Below are 16,097 nucleotides of genomic sequence, written 5' to 3' on the forward strand. Positions count from 1 at the left end.
TCATGCTGGCTACCACTGACCTCTGGTTTCGCTACCAGGAGGAGCCGACGCTTAAAGGGCTGACGCTGGATTTTTCTCGCCATGCCGTGACTGGCCTGGTCGGCGCGAACGGCTGCGGAAAATCCACGCTGTTTATGAACCTGAGCGGCCTGCTGCGCCCGCAAAAAGGGGCGGTGTTGTGGCAAGGAAAGCCGCTGGATTACAGCAAGCGTGGCCTGCTGGCGCTGCGTCAGCAGGTGGCGACCGTTTTCCAGGACCCGGACCAGCAGATTTTCTATACCGATATCGACAGCGATATCGCCTTTAGCCTGCGTAACCTCGGCGTCGCGGAAGATGAAATCGCCCGTCGTGTGGACGATGCGCTAACCCTCGTTGATGCCCAGACCTTTCGTCACCAGCCGATTCAGTGCCTGAGCCACGGGCAGAAAAAGCGCGTGGCGATTGCCGGCGCGCTGGTCATGCAGGCTCGCTATCTACTGCTTGATGAGCCCACGGCGGGCCTCGATCCCTCTGGGCGTACGCAGATGATCGACATCATCAAGCGCATTGTCGATCAAGGTAACCACGTGGTGATCTCCAGCCACGATATCGATCTTATTTATGAAGTCAGCGATACGGTTTACGTTTTGCGCCGCGGCGAAGTGCTGGCGCACGGTGAACCCGGCGAGGTGTTTTCACGCAGCGAACTGATGACCGAGGCCGGGCTCACCCAGCCGTGGCTGGTGAAACTGCATGCGCAGCTGGGACTGCCGCTGTGCAAAACCGAAGATGAATTTTTTACGCGGATGCGAAGCAACGCGATAAAGGAGGCGCAATGACGCTGGCTATTATGTTACAGGGCACCGCTTCTGACGTCGGCAAAAGCGTGCTGGTGGCGGGCCTGTGCCGTATTTTTTATCAGGATGGGCAGCGTACCGCGCCGTTTAAATCGCAGAATATGGCGCTCAACTCCGGTATTACGCCGGACGGCAAAGAGATGGGCCGGGCGCAGATTTTCCAGGCCGAAGCGGCGGGAATTACGCCGGATGTGCGTATGAACCCGGTGCTGCTGAAGCCGACCAGCGACCGCAAAGCCCAGGTGGTGCTGATGGGCAAGGTGGCGACCGATATGGACGCGGTGAGCTATCACGAATATAAGCCGCGCCTGCGCGAGCAGATCCTCTCGGTCTATAACAGCCTGGTCGCCGAACATGATGTGCTGGTGCTGGAAGGGGCGGGCAGCCCGGCGGAGATCAACCTGCGCGACCGCGACATCGTCAATATGGGCATGGCCGAGATGGCGCAGTGCCCGGTGATCCTCGTGGCGGATATCGACCGCGGCGGCGTCTTCGCCTCCATTTACGGTACCCTCGCGCTGCTGCATGACCACGAGCGCGCACGGGTCAAAGGGGTGATTATTAACAAATTTCGCGGCGACGTGGCGCTGCTGTACTCCGGTATTGAACAGATAGAAGCGCTGACCAACGTCCCGGTGCTTGGCGTGATGCCGTGGCTGGATGTCGATCTTGAAGATGAGGACGGCGTGGCGCTGCAAAGGGGTAAATACCTGCGTACCGACAGGCGCGATATTGAGATTGCCGTGGTTCAGGTGCCGCATATTTCCAACTTTACCGATTTTAACGCCCTGGCGGCGCAGCCGGACGTTCGCGTGCGCTATGTTCGCCAGCCGCAGGAGCTGGTGGGGGTTGATTTGGTTATCCTGCCGGGCAGCAAAAATACGCTCGGCGATCTGCTCTGGCTGCGCGAAAGCGGGATGGCGCACGCGGTGTTGCAGGCCCAGCAGCAGGGCGTGCCGGTGCTGGGTATTTGCGGCGGCTACCAGATGCTCGGCGACACCATTATTGATGAGGTGGAATCGGGGCTTGGCACGCAGCCGGGGCTAGGGTTGCTCAATACCGTGACCCACTTCGCGCAGCATAAAACCACCACTCAGGTCACGGCGACGATGGCTCCGATGCTACCGGCGTGGCTGGCGGCAACGGCAGGGCTTGCTGTACGCGGCTATGAAATCCATATGGGCGAAACCGAGCTGCACGATGGTTGCCGTTCGCTGATGCAATTACATAAAAACGGGCTGAGCGTGGCGGACGGCGCGGTGAGCGATGATGGTCTGGCGTTTGGCACCTACCTGCACGGCCTTTTTGATAGCGATGAATTTACCCGCGCGCTGGTTAACGGCCTGCGTCAGCGTAAAGGGTTGGCGGCGCTGGATAGCGATTTCGAGTATGCGCAGTATAAATCTCGCCAGTTCGATCTGCTGGCCGACGCGATGCGCCAGCATATTGATATCGACAAAATCTACGCCATCATGTGCCAACATCAGGAGCCCGTATGCTGACTTTAGTCACCGGCGGAGCGCGCAGCGGCAAAAGTCGCCACGCCGAAGCGCTGATCGCACAGTCGCCGAAGGTGCTGTACATCGCCACCTCCCAGATCTTTGATGACGAAATGGCGGCGCGGATCCAGCACCACCGCGACGGCAGACCTGCGCACTGGCGTACGGCCGAGCGCTGGCAGCAGCTTGATGAGCTGATAACCCCGGATATCAACCCCGAAGAGGCGATTTTGCTGGAATGCATCACCACCATGGTGACCAACCTGCTGTTTGCGCTGGGGGGCGACAGCTCACCGGACGACTGGGATTACGCGGCGATGGAGCGGGCGATTGACGACGAAATTGCTGTGCTGATTGCCGCCTGCCAGCGCTGTCCGGCTCACGTGGTGCTGGTGACCAACGAGGTGGGGATGGGGATCGTGCCGGAAAACCGTCTGGCCCGCCATTTCCGCGATATCGCCGGGCGCGTCAACCAGCGCCTTGCGGAGGCGGCGGACGAGGTCTGGTTGGTGGTGTCGGGCATCGGCGTGAAAATCAAATAAACAGGCGCTCCATATCGGGCGTTATTCTTCCTGCTGGTTCAGTCGTGAGCCAGCCAACATAACGAGAACCTCTATGCAAAGCTTAACCTCTCTACTGGGCGCGATCCCTGCGCCTGATGAAAGCGCGATGGCGCGCGCCCGGCTTCATATCGACGGCCTGCTGAAGCCGCCGGGAAGCCTTGGGCGTCTTGAGGACCTTGCCGTACAGCTGGCGGGAATGCCCGGCCTTGAAGGCGTCCCGCAGGTGAAAAAGAAGGCGCTGCTGGTGATGTGCGCCGACCACGGCGTATGGGATGAAGGGGTCGCTATCTCGCCTAAAGCGGTGACGGCGATTCAGGCGGCGAATATGACCCGGGGTAACACCGGCGTTTGCGTACTGGCGGCGCAGGCGGGGGCGAAAGTGCATGTGATTGACGTCGGGATTGATGCCGAACTGATTCCAGGCGTCATCAATATGCGCGTGGCGCGCGGCTGCGGCAATATCGCCGTTGGCCCGGCAATGAGCCGTAGCCAGGCGGAAGAGCTGCTGCTGGAGGTGATTCGCTATACCCGAGGGCTGGCGGAAGAGGGCGTTACGCTGTTTGGCGTTGGCGAACTGGGGATGGCGAATACAACGCCGGCGGCGGCGATTGTCAGCGTTCTGACCGGTAGCGATGCGCAGGAGGTAGTGGGGATCGGCGCCAATCTGCCGTTGGACAAAATGGGCAATAAAGTGGACGTGGTGCGTCGGGCAATCGCCGTCAACCAGCCCGATCCGCATGATGGTCTGGACGTGCTGGCGAAGGTAGGCGGTTTTGATTTATTGGGCATGGCGGGCGTGATGCTGGGCGCGGCTTCCTGCGGTTTGCCGGTACTGCTCGATGGTTTCCTTTCCTATGCGGCGGCGCTGGCGGCGTGCCGAATAGCACCGGAAGTGAAATCCTACCTGATCCCGTCGCACTGTTCGGCGGAGAAGGGCGCACGTACAGCGCTGATGCACCTGGAACTGGAGCCGTATCTTAATATGAATATGCGTCTGGGCGAAGGCAGCGGCGCGGCGCTGGCGATACCGATTGTTGAAGCAGCCTGTGCGATGTACCACGAGATGGGCATGCTGGCAGCAAGCAATATTGTTTTGCCAAATAGCTGAGAAGGAATGGGGGCGGCGTTGAGCCGTTCCCGGACTCATGGAAAAGATTTTGCGGAGTACAGAAACAAAAAAACACCCTTGAGGGTGTTTATGATGTTGGTTGCGGGGGCCGGATTTGAACCGACGACCTTCGGGTTATGAGCCCGACGAGCTACCAGGCTGCTCCACCCCGCGTCCGTCTTTACTCTTCATCGAGTAAACTTGCATCAGATTTTAATTGGTTGCGGGGGCCGGATTTGAACCGACGACCTTCGGGTTATGAGCCCGACGAGCTACCAGGCTGCTCCACCCCGCGTCCGTCATTACTCTTCCATCGAGTAACGTTACTGCTTCTGATTTTAATTGGTTGCGGGGGCCAGATTTGAACTGACGACCTTCGGGTTATGAGCCCGACGAGCTACCAGGCTGCTCCACCCCGCGTCCGTGGATGCGCACTATACTCTGCTGAGCATTTGTTGCAACCATTTTTGTGGCAAATCACTCATTTTTTTATAACTTGTACGCATACGCCGCAGTTTGCGCTTTTTTTGTGCGAATTGGTTACCGCCCGACGCGTTCGCATTTCAATACCCCTGGGGGTTTGTTATCTTCATCGGGCACTTTCGATTATGCGGAACACAAAATACCATGAAAGGACGTTGGGCCAAATATGTGGCAACGGGCGCACTGCTGGCAATGCTAGCCGCCTGTTCGTCAAAACCGACCGATCGCGGTCAACAGTATAAAGATGGGAAACTCACCCAGCCTTTCTCACTCGTGAATCAACCTGATGCCGTCGGCGCGCCAATCAACGCGGGCGACTTTGCGCAGCAGCTCAATGAGATTCGTAACGCCTCTCCGCGCCTGTACGGCAACCAGAGCAACCTTTATAGCGCCGTGCAGCAGTGGCTGCTGGCAGGTGGCGATACTCGCACCATGCGCCAGTACGGCATTGATGCCTGGCAGATGGAAGGGACCGACAACTACGGCAACGTGCAGTTTACCGGTTACTACACGCCGGTTGTCCAGGCACGCCATACGCGGCAGGGCGAATTCCAGTACCCGATTTACCGCATGCCGCCTAAACGCGGCAAACTGCCGTCCCGCGCCAGCATCTATGCCGGTGGGCTGAGCGATACCTACGTGCTGGCCTACAGCAACTCGTTGATGGATAACTTCATCATGGACGTCCAGGGCAGCGGCTATATTGATTTCGGTGATGGTTCACCGCTGAACTTCTTTAGCTACGGCGGCAAAAACGGCTGGGCCTATAAAAGCATTGGCAAAGTGCTGATCGACCGCGGCGAAGTGAAGCGCGAAGATATGTCGATGCAGGCGATCCGCCACTGGGGCGAAACCCACAGCGAAGCGGAAGTCCGCGAGCTGCTGGAGCAGAACCCGTCATTCGTCTTCTTTAAACCGCAGTCGTTTGCCCCGGTGAAAGGCGCTAGCGCCGTGCCGCTGATTGGCCGCGCCTCCGTGGCGTCTGACCGCAGCATCATTCCACCGGGCACTACGTTGCTTGCCGAAGTGCCGCAGTTGGACAATAACGGTAAGTTTAACGGTCAGTATGAGCTACGCCTGATGGTGGCGCTGGATGTCGGCGGCGCGATCAAAGGCCAGCACTTCGACATTTACCAGGGCATCGGCCCGGATGCCGGGCACCGCGCGGGCTGGTATAATCACTACGGCCGCGTATGGGTGCTGAAAACAGCGTCCAACGGCGGGAATGTGTTTAGCGGTTAAGTCCGTGATTTCCCCGGCGTCTTGTAGCCCGGCCGAGCAGCGCGAGGCCGGGAACGCTCGATATCAATGAATTTGAGGTTTTATGTCTGTGGTTATCAGTGACGCCTGGCGCCAGCGTTTTGGCGGCACGGCACGTTTGTACGGTGAAAAAGCGCTGCAGGTTTTTGCTGATGCGCACGTGTGCGTGGTCGGTATCGGCGGTGTAGGTAGTTGGGCGGCGGAAGCGCTGGCGCGTACCGGCATTGGTGCGATCACGCTTATCGATATGGATGACGTCTGCGTCACTAACACCAACCGCCAGATTCACGCTCTTGGCGGTAACGTTGGGCTGGCGAAAGCGGAAGTGATGGCCGAGCGTATCCGGCTGATTAACCCCGAGTGCCGCGTCACCGTGGTGGACGATTTCGTCACGCCGGATAACGTCGCTGAGTATATGGGCGCGGGTTACAGCTACGTGGTGGATGCAATCGACAGTATTCGCCCGAAAGCGGCGCTGATTGCCTACTGTCGTCGTTATAAGGTACCGCTGATTACCACCGGCGGCGCGGGCGGGCAGATTGACCCAACGCAGATTCAGGTGAGTGACCTCGCGAAAACCATTCAGGACCCGCTGGCGGCGAAGCTTCGCGAGCGGCTAAAAAGCGATTTTGGCGTGGTGAAGAACAGTAAAGGTAAGCTCGGCGTAGACTGCGTGTTCTCAACGGAAGCGCTGGTGTATCCGCAGGCGGACGGTTCAGTCTGTGCCATGAAAAGCACGGCGGAAGGGCCGAAACGTATGGATTGCGCTGCCGGGTTTGGCGCGGCGACCATGGTCACCGCCACCTTTGGCTTTGTGGCGGTGTCCCACGCGTTGAAGAAAATGCTCGCGAAGGCGGAGCGTCAGGCCAGCGCCTGACGCGCGGCTTCCATCATCGCCTCACTCAGGGCCGTCAGGCCCTGAGTGCGTGAGGCGCTCAATTGACCGCGCAGCCCCAGTTCATCGAACAGGTTGAGCGGATCGTCTGCCAGAATCTCTGCCGGCTGTCTGCCTTCTGCCGCCGTCAACAGCACCGCCAGCAGGCCGCGTACAATCCTTCCTTCGCTGTCGCCAAAGAAGTGTAGCGCACCGTTTGCCGCCTGGGTGTAGCCCAGCCAGACGCGGTTTTCACAGCCGGGGATCTCGCGCGCCTGCGCCTTGAGACTCTCCGGCAGTGCCGGAAGCTGTTTTCCCAGCAAAATCAGCTGGCGGTATTTTTCTTCCCACTGCGAAAGCGCCGCAAACTGTTTTCGTAACGTCTCAGGCGTTACGGTCGTGCCGAACGGATGTTCGGTATGTGAAGACGTTGTCATTAATCCACCAGAAGGTCGAGCGCACGGTCGACGGCGCTGACCAGCGCCTGTACATCGTCCTGCGTATTATAAGGCGCAAACGAGGCGCGCAGCGTGCCGCTCACGCCCATCGCCGCCAGCAGTGGCTGAGCGCAATGCTGACCGGCGCGCAGCGCAATGCCGTATTCCGCCAGCAGCGTCACCATGTCGCTGTGATGAACGCCAGTAAAATCAAAGGCCAGCAGGCTGGAGTCCTGACAGCGGAAGGAGCGAAAGCCCGGTCGCTTTGCCAGCTCTTCTTCAGCAAGCGTTGCCAGACCACGGCTCCAGGACTCGGCCTGTACCATATCAATCTCGGATAACCACTCCAGCGCTGCACTCAGGCCAATCACCCCGGCAACATTTGGCGTACCCGCTTCCAGGCGATAGGGCACCGGCTGGGTGGTGAAGCCATCGAAGGTCACTTCGCTAATCATCTTGCCGCCGCCAAGCCATGGGGTCATGGCGTCGAGTAGTTCAGTTTTGCCGTACAGCGCGCCGATGCCGGTTGGGCCATAAAGTTTGTGACCGGAGAAGGCATAGAAGTCGATATCCAGCGCCTGCACGTCCGCCGGGAAGTGGACGGCCCCCTGTGCGCCATCGACCATTACTACCATCTTCGCCTGATGGGCGAGGGTAATCGCGCGGGCCAGATCCGGGCAGCCGCCGGTGACGTTGGACATCTGCCCCAGTGCCAGAATGCGGCTGCGGGGCGTTATCAGCGCGGCCAGTTGCTCAACGTCCGGCACGTGGTCAGCGCGAAGCGGCAGCTGGATGATGTTCGCGCCGGTCTGCTGGGCAACCATGAGCCACGGCACCAGGTTAGCATGGTGCTCGGCGACGCTGACGATGATTTCATCGCCCGGCTGCAGGCGTGGGCGCGCGTAGCATTGGGCCACCATATTGATAGCCTCGGTGGTGCCGCGCGTCCAGACGATATCTTTACCGCCTGGCGCATTGAGCCAGCGGGCGACCTGATCCCGGGCGGCTTCATAGCGCGCAGTTAGCCGCTGCGCTTCAGCAAACTGGCTGCGATGGACGTTACCCGCGCTTAGCGAGTAGAAATGCGTTGTTGCCTCGATAACCGCCTGCGGCTTTAACGCGGTAGCGGCGCTATCAAGGTACACCCCGGCATCGTGCAGGGCAGGAAACTGGGCGCGAAACTGCGCGGGAGAGAAGGCGTTCATGGGATTCCTCATATCAGTAGGCCGATCGTCGCGCAAAAAAGGCGTGGATACAAGGTTTGTGCTAACTGACAGAAAATTCTGTTTTTTCTGGCGCAATCTGACCAGTGTCTTATGCTAAATGATGTTGGGCAAATGTTAATGCCTATTACGGAATATAAGTTTATTAGTATAAATCGCTTAAAGGAGAAGAAGATGAAAATGAAAAAGACTGCCGCCATTATCTCTGCTTGTATGTTCACTTTCGCGTTGAGCGCCTGCGCTGGACCTAACTACGTTATCCACACCAATGATGGCCGGAGCATCGTTTCTGAGGGTAAACCGCAGACGGATAACGATACCGGATTGATTTCGTATAAAGATGCAAATGGTGTGAAACAGCAGATTAACCACAGCGAAGTGAAAGAGATGGTTGCGCTGGAGAAATAAAGCCGCGATCGTCCAGGCAAAAAAAAGCACCGCAATAAGGCGGTGCTACATTAATCACTATGGACAGACAGGGTAAATGTACAGGAAGTGAAAAAGGGTAGCCTTGCTACCGTGATCTGAATTGCAGACCAATTGCAAACACAACAACACAACATCACAACCGTAAGCCAAAAGCCCTTCAGAACACGCATTCCAAAAAAAGCTTCTCGTTCCGGCTCAGGAAGTGCCGCCATGATAGGTATTTGCTGGTAGAAGCTCAACGGACAAATTATAATGTCTCAGATAAAAAAAACTAATAGGTTAACCATTGTTTCCTATTTGTTAAAATCAATTAACAATTGAGTTCTGGGACCATGTCAAAGCGTTTGCCACCTCTTAATGCATTACGTGTATTTGATGCAGCCGCACGTCATTTAAGCTTCACCCGCGCAGCCGATGAGCTTTTTGTGACACAGGCCGCAGTAAGCCACCAAATCAAGTCTCTTGAGGATTTTCTGGGCCTGAAACTGTTCCGGCGGCGCAACCGATCTCTGCTTCTGACCGAAGAAGGGCAGAGCTATTTTCAGGATATCAAAGAGATCTTTTCGCAATTAACAGAGGCAACGCGTAAACTACAGGCACGAAGCGCGAAAGGGGCGTTAACCGTCAGTTTATTGCCCAGTTTTGCGATTCAGTGGCTGGTGCCGCGTCTCTCAAGCTTTAACTCAGCTTATCCGGGAATTGATGTCAGAATCCAGGCCGTAGACCGCCAGGAAGATAAGCTTGCGGACGACGTCGACGTGGCGATTTTTTATGGCCGCGGCAACTGGCCGGGGCTACGCGTGGAAAAACTGTACGCCGAGTATCTGCTCCCCGTCTGTTCCCCGCTGCTGCTGACCGGTGAGAAAGCGTTAAAAACGCCCGCCGATCTTGCAAAGCACACGCTGCTGCACGATGCTTCCCGCCGCGACTGGCAAACGTATACGCGCCAGCTGGGGCTCACCCATATCAACGTACAACAGGGACCGATCTTCAGCCATAGCGCCATGGTGCTTCAGGCTGCCATCCACGGACAGGGGGTTGCGCTCGCGAACAACGTGATGGCGCAGTCTGAAATTGAGGCAGGCCGTCTGGTCTGCCCGTTTAATGATGTTCTGGTCAGTAAGAATGCGTTTTATCTGGTTTGTCATGACAGTCAGGCTGAACTGGGTAAAATAGCGGCCTTTCGACAGTGGATACTCGCGAAAGCGGCCCATGAACAAGAAACGTTCCGTTTCCGTTACGAACAATAAATGAATTTAGGGTAATACCATGACCAGCCGTTTTATGCTGATTTTTGCCGCTATCAGCGGCTTTATCTTTGTCGCACTGGGCGCGTTTGGCGCGCACGTGCTGAGTAAATCGTTGGGCGTTGTGGAAATGGGCTGGATCCAGACCGGCCTGGAGTATCAGGCGTTCCACACCCTGGCGATTTTCGGACTGGCGGTGGCGATGCAGCGCCGCATTAGTATCTGGTTCTACTGGAGCAGCGTGTTTCTGGCGCTGGGTACCGTGATGTTCAGCGGTAGCCTGTACTGCCTCGCGCTCTCCCATTTACGCCTGTGGGCGTATGTTACCCCGGTGGGCGGCGTCAGCTTCCTCGCCGGTTGGGTTTTGATGTTGATTGGTGCGATTCGACTTAAGCGTAAGGGTGTTGTTCATGAATAAGGTTGTGCTGTATTGCCGCCCTGGGTTTGAGAAAGAGTGTGCTGCGGAAATTACCGATAAAGCCGGTCGTCGCGAAGTGTTTGGCTTTGCGCGTGTTAAAGATAACTCCGGCTATGTGATTTTCGAATGCTATCAGGAAGGGGATGCCGACAAGCTGGCGCGCGAGCTGCCGTTTAGCTCGCTGGTGTTTGCCCGCCAGATGATTGTGGTTGGCGAACTGCTGAAAGATTTACCGGCAGAAGACCGCGTGACGCCGGTTGTCGGTATGTTGCAGGGCGTAGTGGAGAAAGGTGGCGATCTGCGCGTTGAGGTGGCGGATACCAACGAAAGCAAAGAGCTGATGAAGTTCTGCCGTAAGTTCACCGTGCCGCTGCGCGCCGCGCTGCGCGAAGCCAACGTGCTGGCGCCGTACGAAACGACCAAACGCCCGGTGGTGCACGTGTTCTTTATCGCGCCGGGCTGCTGCTATACCGGGTACTCCTATAGCAACAACAACTCGCCGTTCTACATGGGTATTCCGCGCCTGAAGTTCCCGGCCGATGCCCCAAGCCGCTCAACCCTGAAGCTGGAAGAGGCGTTTCACGTCTTTATCCCGGCCGACGAGTGGGACGAGCGTCTGGCGAACGGCATGTACGCGGTCGATCTGGGCGCGTGCCCTGGCGGCTGGACCTATCAGCTGGTGAAGCGCAACATGTGGGTCTCTTCCGTGGATAACGGCCCAATGGCGCAGAGCCTGATGGACACTGGTCAGGTAACCTGGCTGCGTGAAGATGGCTTCCGCTACCGCCCAACCCGCAGCAACATCTCGTGGATGGTATGCGATATGGTTGAGAAGCCAGCAAAAGTGGCATCGCTGATGGCCGATTGGCTGGTTAACGGCTGGTGCCGTGAGACCATCTTTAACCTTAAGCTGCCGATGAAAAAGCGTTATGAAGAGCTGTCGCAGAACCTGGCGCACATCCAGGCAAGGCTTGATGAGAACGGGATTAACGCCCAGATCCAGGCCCGTCAGCTGTACCATGACCGCGAAGAGGTGACCGTTCACGTTCGCCGCCTGTGGGCCGCCGTGGGTGGTCGTCGCGACGAGCGTTAACCATTGTAGCCCGGTCGAGCGCAGCGACGCCGGGTTAGCTCCGGGCCTGTCCCGGGGCGGCGTAAACGCCTTGCCCGGGCTACGTTATCTATTCAAAACACCCACATGGTTACCAGCTTCCCGCACCATCGGTATCCGAGACAATATGCGTTACATCATCCAGATGCCCAATTCGGGCCTCCCCCGAACGATTAAACTTACTCTTATCAATCAGCAATAAAGACTGCGCTGCGCGCTTAAGCAGCACTGACTTGAAGTCGGCGTTGAGGGTATTTGAGTCCCATAACGCGCCGCTGCTGTCGATCCCTTCGCAGGAAAAAATAAACAGATCGATCTCGAGAGGCTTGAGCTGAGAAATGAGCGAGGGGTTAACGTAGCAGCCATATTTGCGCTCAAGCTGACCGCCGGAGCTGATGAGCTGGATATGCTCTCGCTTGCCGAGCTCCTGGCAGATAGGGTGGCTGTTGGTAAACACGTGGAGGTTGATATCCGGTAGCTGGCGAGCCAGATACCAGCAGGTGGAGCTGGCATCAAGCGCAATCACCATGCCTTCTTCTATCCAGGCTAGCGCGCCGCGGGCAATATCCGCTTTGTGCACGTAGTGGCTCTTGAGTCGGATATGAAACGGATCGCCGCTATCCTGATTTTCACGATGAATGTATTTCGCACGGCCATGATTGCGTAGCACTTTGCCCTGCGCCTGAAGATCGCTAAGGTCGCGGCGCACGGTTTCTTTACTGACGTTTAGCTCAAGAGATAATGCTTCGGTCGTCAGGCTGTTATGGCGGATTAGCAGGTCTACTATCGCTTGCTGGCGTGCCGCTTTCATTTTTCTCACCCCATCATTTGATAAACGCCCGCATCAGGCGGGCGTCCCGGCACGAGGTTACGGGGTTACCCCTTTTTTTAAAAGAATATTCCCGTACTTAGCGCACTCACCTGTGATAACGATCGCAAAGGCTTTTTGCGCCCGTTCATAAAACGCGAAGCGGTCAATGCGGCAGATTTCCGGGCAGGGGGATTGTGGGGAAAGCGCGTCGCGGTAGCGTGCTTCAACGTTCGGGTCGAGGCTATCGCCGTCTACGGCGGCCATCATCACCAACGGCGGCGCGTAGCTGTCGAGTTCAAATAGCGGGGTGATCGCCGCCAAAAGATCGCTGACTTTCAGGCCATCGGCACGGATCACCTGAGGACCCATACTGTGCGCCGGGAAGTGGGCATCGGAAAAGATAATCTCGTCACCGTGCCCCATTTCCGCCATCACCTTCAATAATTCAGGAGATATTAACGGTGAAATTGTCTTTAGCATCTCAAGCGCCCTCGATAAGTTCTGGTTCGGTTTGCGGATAGAAATAACGGTATTGGTAGTTCACCTGCGCTCTGGCCTCTTCCGGGCTGGTAAACTCGCCGACGCCGTACCAGCCAAACATAGCGGCGCCGGCAACGGTTGTTTCTGCGTCATCCAGCACCTTGATGGGAATATCGAGCACGTTGGCTTTAATCTGGTTCCACAGCGTGTTGCGGCTTCCGCCGCCCACCAGCAGGAGTTCCGTGGCGTTGAAATGGCCGATGTTTTCCAGCGTCTGAAGGTTACGCGCCAGCTGCTGCGTTAAGCCTTCCAGCGCCGAACGATAGAAATGCCCGCGGGTGGAGTTGAGCGTGACGCCTTGCCAACCAGCCTGCTGACCGGCCAGCAGATCGCACTGCATGGTGACGCCCTCCGCACCTTCAGGAACGATCCGCGCCTCTTCGATAAGCGTTTGCCACGGCGTCTCTTCCGTCCACAGCAGTTTACGGACCCACTCAAGCACGCCGGAAGCCAGCCACTGCATCCCGGGGTTGTACAAGCCCGGACGGCTGTCCAGCTCACAGGTTGAGCCCGCGTGGTGGCTGAGTAACGGCGTATTCACCTGCGCGCTACGAACCATCAGGATCTCCCAGGTTCCGGATGAGAGCACCGGTTCATCCTGCTCGGCACCGGCACCAAACAGCGCAAACTGAGTGTCGTGGCCTGCGGAGATAACCGGGATATCGGCGGGAAGGCCAAGCAGGTTGGCGGCATCAGATTGCAGCGTGCCAATGTGCTCGCCGGCCTCCACCAACCGCGGGAACAGGCGACGCGGCAGGCCGGTAGCCTGGAGTATTTCGGCACTGAAATCTCGCTGGTGGATATCCAACATCTGGCTGGTGCCTGCCATAGTGATATCGGTGGTGAACGCGCCGGTCAGACGATGGTTTATCAGCGAGGAAATAAACAGCCAGGCGTGTGCCTGCTCGAGCAACTGCGGATGGTTCTCTTTTATCCAGACCATTTTATATAACGTGTTGAACGCAAACGCGCCGACGCCAGAGATGGCCTGCAACCGCTGTGCGGGAATTAAGCGGCTGATGTTTTCCATGATGGCGGCGGTACGCGGGCATTTCCAGCTGATAACCGGGTAGAGCAGCTTGCCGTGTTCATCAACCAGCGCACCGTCCACGCCGAAAGTGGTCACCGTAATCCCCCGTATCTGGCAGGATGACAGCTCTGCTTTCAGCTTTTGGCAACAATCCGCAAAGCGCTGCAGAATGGCTTCCAGGGACCACTGGTGCCAGGCGCTATTTTCGACGGCGATGTCGCTGGCGTTCGCGGTGGCGGCGCGGGCGACAATTTTTCCCTGCCGGTTAACGGCAATCGCCCGGACGTTGGTCGCGCCGCAGTCGAGAACCAGGATAACGTCTTGTTTCATATATAACTCCATAAACGTCGCCGGATGGCGCTACGCTTATCCGGCCTACGGTTCACGCACCCGTAGGCCCGGTAAGCTTGCGCCACCGGGCAAAGCCGCATTAACGTTTATACAGCGGGCCATAGTTCTGGCAGGCGCGATAATCCTGACCTTCAATATCCATACCGTGTGCAGACCAGGAGGAAGGGCGATAAATCTTCGACTCTTCAACGTTATGCATGCAAACCGGAATACGCAGCATGGCGGCGAGGGTGATAAAGTCAGCACCAACGTGGCCGATGGTCAGGACCCCATGGTTAGCGCCCCAGTTCGCCATGACGGAATAGACGTCGGCGAAAGGGCCTTTACCGGTAAGACGCGGGGCAAACCAGGTGGTAGGCCAGGTGGAGTTGGTCCGGGCATCAAGCTGGTCATGCATCTCTTTTGGCAACTCGACGCTCCAGCCCTCGGCAATTTGCAGTACCGGACCAATGCCCTTGATGATGTTCACGCGGGTCATGGTAAACGGCACGCCGCCCTCGGTGAGGAAGCGGGAAGAGAAGCCGCCCCCACGGAAATATTCATGAATCGCCGGGCACCATTCGGTGGCGGCCAGGCAATCGTCTGCCTCCTGCTGGCTGATTTCCCAGTGTGGTTTCATCGTTGGCTTGCCGTTGGCATCGCGCTGTTTACAGGAACCATCCAGCGCCGCGGAGCCGGAGTTAATCAAGTGGATGATACCGTGCTCGGCGAGGCCGGTGAGCGGTTTGCCGGTGACGCGTTCAACCGCTTCCGGCGACCAGTAGGTACGGACGTCGGCGAACACCTGGGCGGTGCCGGTTAGCTGATGGCCCATCAGCATGGCTACGCCGTTCAGGCTGTCGTTTTCGGTGGCGACGACAAAGGGCTCGCGCACCCCGTTCCAGTCAAAGGAGCTGTTCAGCAGCGCTTCGGCGGTATCGCCGTTAGGGTATTGATCGGTCCAGTGGCGCTGCCCCTGGAAGCCAGCGGCAATGGCGTTGTAGCCGAGCGACTCTTCAACCAGACCTTTGGCCGCCAGCGTTTTGTTGCCCTGCATCATGTCGCGGATGCACATCGCCATCAGCAGGCTCTCTTTGAGCACCGCGCGGCTTTGCTCTTCATTGCGCTTATACTGCTGTGCGTTCTGATCTTCACCATAGCGGAAGTTTTTATCCGCCCAGGCCAGCGCCATTTCCAGCTCGACTTCATCGTAAATTTTCTGGTCAATCCGGCGGCGCAGCTCGGTCATGTCAACTGCCTGAACCTTCATGCCCAGCCAGGATTCAAAGAAGTTATGGTCGACGATGGAACCGGCAATCCCCATTGATACGCCGCCAACGGAGAGATAGCTTTTGCCTTTCATGGTGGCAACCGCCAGGCCTGCGCGGGCAAAGCGCAGCAGTTTTTCTTCGACATCCGCAGGAATCGAGGTGTCGTCAGCATCCTGCACGTCGTGGCCGTAGATTGAGAAGGCCGGAATACCTTTCTGGCTGTGTGCTGCCAGCGCGGCGGCAAGGTAGACGGCACCTGGGCGTTCGGTACCGTTAAAGCCCCAGATAGCTTTCGGGCGCATCGGGTCCATATCGATAGTTTCGCTGCCGTAGCACCAGCACGGCGTAACGGTGATGGTGACGCCGACGTTCTGACTGCTGAATTTCTCTTCGCAGGCGGCGGATTCCGCCATCCCCGCGATGCAGGTGTCGGCAATCACGCATTCAATCTGTGCGCCGCAGGCGTGGCGGAGTTTTTCACTCAGCAGCGCAGCGGTGGCTTTCGCCATGTTCATGGTTTGCTCTTCCAGTGATTCTCTTACCCCCATGCGACGACCATCAATCACCGGGCGGATACCAATTTTCGGTAAGCTGATTTTTTTCATTACAGACTCCTCACGTTATTCG

At 57.5% G+C, this 16,097-nt stretch carries 16 protein-coding genes and 3 tRNA genes; 10 read left to right on the forward strand and 9 right to left on the reverse strand.

Going from position 1 to position 16,097, the window contains the following annotated elements; all coding sequences use genetic code 11:
• The first annotated feature begins 2 nt into the window (after positions 1-2).
• From ACLGE8_RS16635 to cobT, 4 genes are all read left to right on the forward strand, one after another.
• Entirely contained in the window at positions 3-818 is an 816-nt protein-coding gene (locus ACLGE8_RS16635; protein ID WP_410999988.1) for an energy-coupling factor ABC transporter ATP-binding protein, read from the forward strand.
• Positions 815-2,338 (forward strand): cobyric acid synthase, encoded by a 1,524-nt coding sequence (locus tag ACLGE8_RS16640; RefSeq protein ID WP_410999989.1) that lies wholly within the window; start codon positions 815-817, stop codon positions 2,336-2,338. The genes ACLGE8_RS16635 and ACLGE8_RS16640 overlap by 4 nt, the downstream gene beginning before the upstream one ends.
• Positions 2,332-2,877, forward strand: a complete 546-nt coding sequence (cobU, locus tag ACLGE8_RS16645; protein ID WP_410999990.1) for a bifunctional adenosylcobinamide kinase/adenosylcobinamide-phosphate guanylyltransferase — start codon at positions 2,332-2,334, stop codon at positions 2,875-2,877. The genes ACLGE8_RS16640 and cobU overlap by 7 nt, the downstream gene beginning before the upstream one ends.
• A 73-nt stretch (positions 2,878-2,950) precedes the next feature.
• On the forward strand, positions 2,951-4,006 hold the full coding sequence (cobT, locus tag ACLGE8_RS16650) for a nicotinate-nucleotide--dimethylbenzimidazole phosphoribosyltransferase (protein WP_410999991.1): 1,056 nt from the start codon (positions 2,951-2,953) through the stop codon (positions 4,004-4,006).
• A gap of 97 nt (positions 4,007-4,103) precedes the next feature.
• Here the strand turns inward: cobT and ACLGE8_RS16655 are convergent.
• The 3 genes from ACLGE8_RS16655 to ACLGE8_RS16665 all read right to left on the reverse strand — a co-directional run bounded on the left by ACLGE8_RS16655 (position 4,104) and on the right by ACLGE8_RS16665 (position 4,426).
• A tRNA-Met gene (locus ACLGE8_RS16655) sits at positions 4,104-4,180 on the reverse strand.
• A 44-nt stretch (positions 4,181-4,224) separates the two neighbouring features.
• Positions 4,225-4,301 (reverse strand) — tRNA-Met (locus tag ACLGE8_RS16660).
• A 48-nt stretch (positions 4,302-4,349) separates the two neighbouring features.
• Positions 4,350-4,426 (reverse strand) — tRNA-Met (locus ACLGE8_RS16665).
• 207 nt (positions 4,427-4,633) lie between these two features.
• Between ACLGE8_RS16665 and mltA the strand changes: the two genes are divergently transcribed.
• Both mltA and tcdA read left to right on the forward strand, forming a co-directional pair.
• Positions 4,634-5,731: a murein transglycosylase A gene (gene mltA, locus ACLGE8_RS16670; protein WP_333496634.1), complete on the forward strand. Its 1,098-nt coding sequence runs from the start codon at positions 4,634-4,636 to the stop codon at positions 5,729-5,731.
• Between the two features lie 82 nt (positions 5,732-5,813).
• Positions 5,814-6,626, forward strand: a complete 813-nt coding sequence (gene tcdA / locus ACLGE8_RS16675; protein ID WP_123650619.1) for a tRNA cyclic N6-threonylcarbamoyladenosine(37) synthase TcdA — start codon at positions 5,814-5,816, stop codon at positions 6,624-6,626.
• On the opposite strand, the gene csdE is transcribed toward tcdA, so the two are convergent.
• Entirely contained in the window at positions 6,611-7,060 is a 450-nt protein-coding gene (gene csdE / locus ACLGE8_RS16680) for a cysteine desulfurase sulfur acceptor subunit CsdE (protein WP_410999992.1), read from the reverse strand. The two genes, tcdA and csdE, sit on opposite strands and share 16 nt — an antisense overlap.
• On the reverse strand, positions 7,060-8,265 hold the full coding sequence (csdA, locus tag ACLGE8_RS16685; protein ID WP_410999993.1) for a cysteine desulfurase CsdA: 1,206 nt from the start codon (positions 8,263-8,265) through the stop codon (positions 7,060-7,062). Before csdA ends, csdE begins: the two co-directional genes overlap by 1 nt.
• A 198-nt stretch (positions 8,266-8,463) precedes the next feature.
• On the opposite strand from csdA, the gene ACLGE8_RS16690 reads away from it, so the two are divergent.
• The 4 genes from ACLGE8_RS16690 to rlmM all read left to right on the forward strand — a co-directional run bounded on the left by ACLGE8_RS16690 (position 8,464) and on the right by rlmM (position 11,470).
• Complete coding sequence (locus tag ACLGE8_RS16690; RefSeq protein ID WP_395596162.1) at positions 8,464-8,691, forward strand: YgdI/YgdR family lipoprotein; 228 nt, start codon at positions 8,464-8,466, stop codon at positions 8,689-8,691.
• Positions 8,692-9,044: 353 nt separating this feature from the next.
• Entirely contained in the window at positions 9,045-9,962 is a 918-nt protein-coding gene (gcvA, locus tag ACLGE8_RS16695) for a glycine cleavage system transcriptional regulator GcvA (RefSeq protein ID WP_185667985.1), read from the forward strand.
• Between the two features lie 19 nt (positions 9,963-9,981).
• Positions 9,982-10,377, forward strand: a complete 396-nt coding sequence (locus ACLGE8_RS16700) for a DUF423 domain-containing protein (RefSeq protein WP_123650616.1) — start codon at positions 9,982-9,984, stop codon at positions 10,375-10,377.
• Positions 10,370-11,470 carry a 23S rRNA (cytidine(2498)-2'-O)-methyltransferase RlmM gene (gene rlmM, locus ACLGE8_RS16705; RefSeq protein WP_333496639.1) on the forward strand — a complete coding sequence of 367 codons (1,101 nt, stop codon included), beginning with the start codon at positions 10,370-10,372 and terminating at the stop codon, positions 11,468-11,470. Before ACLGE8_RS16700 ends, rlmM begins: the two co-directional genes overlap by 8 nt.
• Positions 11,471-11,579: 109 nt before the next feature.
• On the opposite strand, the gene fucR is transcribed toward rlmM, so the two are convergent.
• The 4 genes from fucR to fucI all read right to left on the reverse strand — a co-directional run bounded on the left by fucR (position 11,580) and on the right by fucI (position 16,075).
• Positions 11,580-12,299 carry an L-fucose operon activator gene (fucR, locus tag ACLGE8_RS16710; RefSeq protein WP_410999994.1) on the reverse strand — a complete coding sequence of 240 codons (720 nt, stop codon included), beginning with the start codon at positions 12,297-12,299 and terminating at the stop codon, positions 11,580-11,582.
• Positions 12,300-12,356: 57 nt separating this feature from the next.
• Entirely contained in the window at positions 12,357-12,779 is a 423-nt protein-coding gene (gene fucU / locus ACLGE8_RS16715) for an L-fucose mutarotase (protein ID WP_410999995.1), read from the reverse strand.
• A gap of 1 nt (position 12,780) precedes the next feature.
• On the reverse strand, positions 12,781-14,199 hold the full coding sequence (gene fucK, locus ACLGE8_RS16720; protein ID WP_410999996.1) for an L-fuculokinase: 1,419 nt from the start codon (positions 14,197-14,199) through the stop codon (positions 12,781-12,783).
• A 100-nt stretch (positions 14,200-14,299) separates the two neighbouring features.
• Complete coding sequence (gene fucI, locus ACLGE8_RS16725; RefSeq protein ID WP_410999997.1) at positions 14,300-16,075, reverse strand: L-fucose isomerase; 1,776 nt, start codon at positions 16,073-16,075, stop codon at positions 14,300-14,302.
• Between the last annotated feature and the right edge of the window lie 22 nt (positions 16,076-16,097).

The organism is Kluyvera sp. 142486 (genome assembly GCF_046569695.1).
In the GTDB taxonomy this organism is placed as follows: Bacteria; Pseudomonadota; Gammaproteobacteria; order Enterobacterales; family Enterobacteriaceae; genus Kluyvera.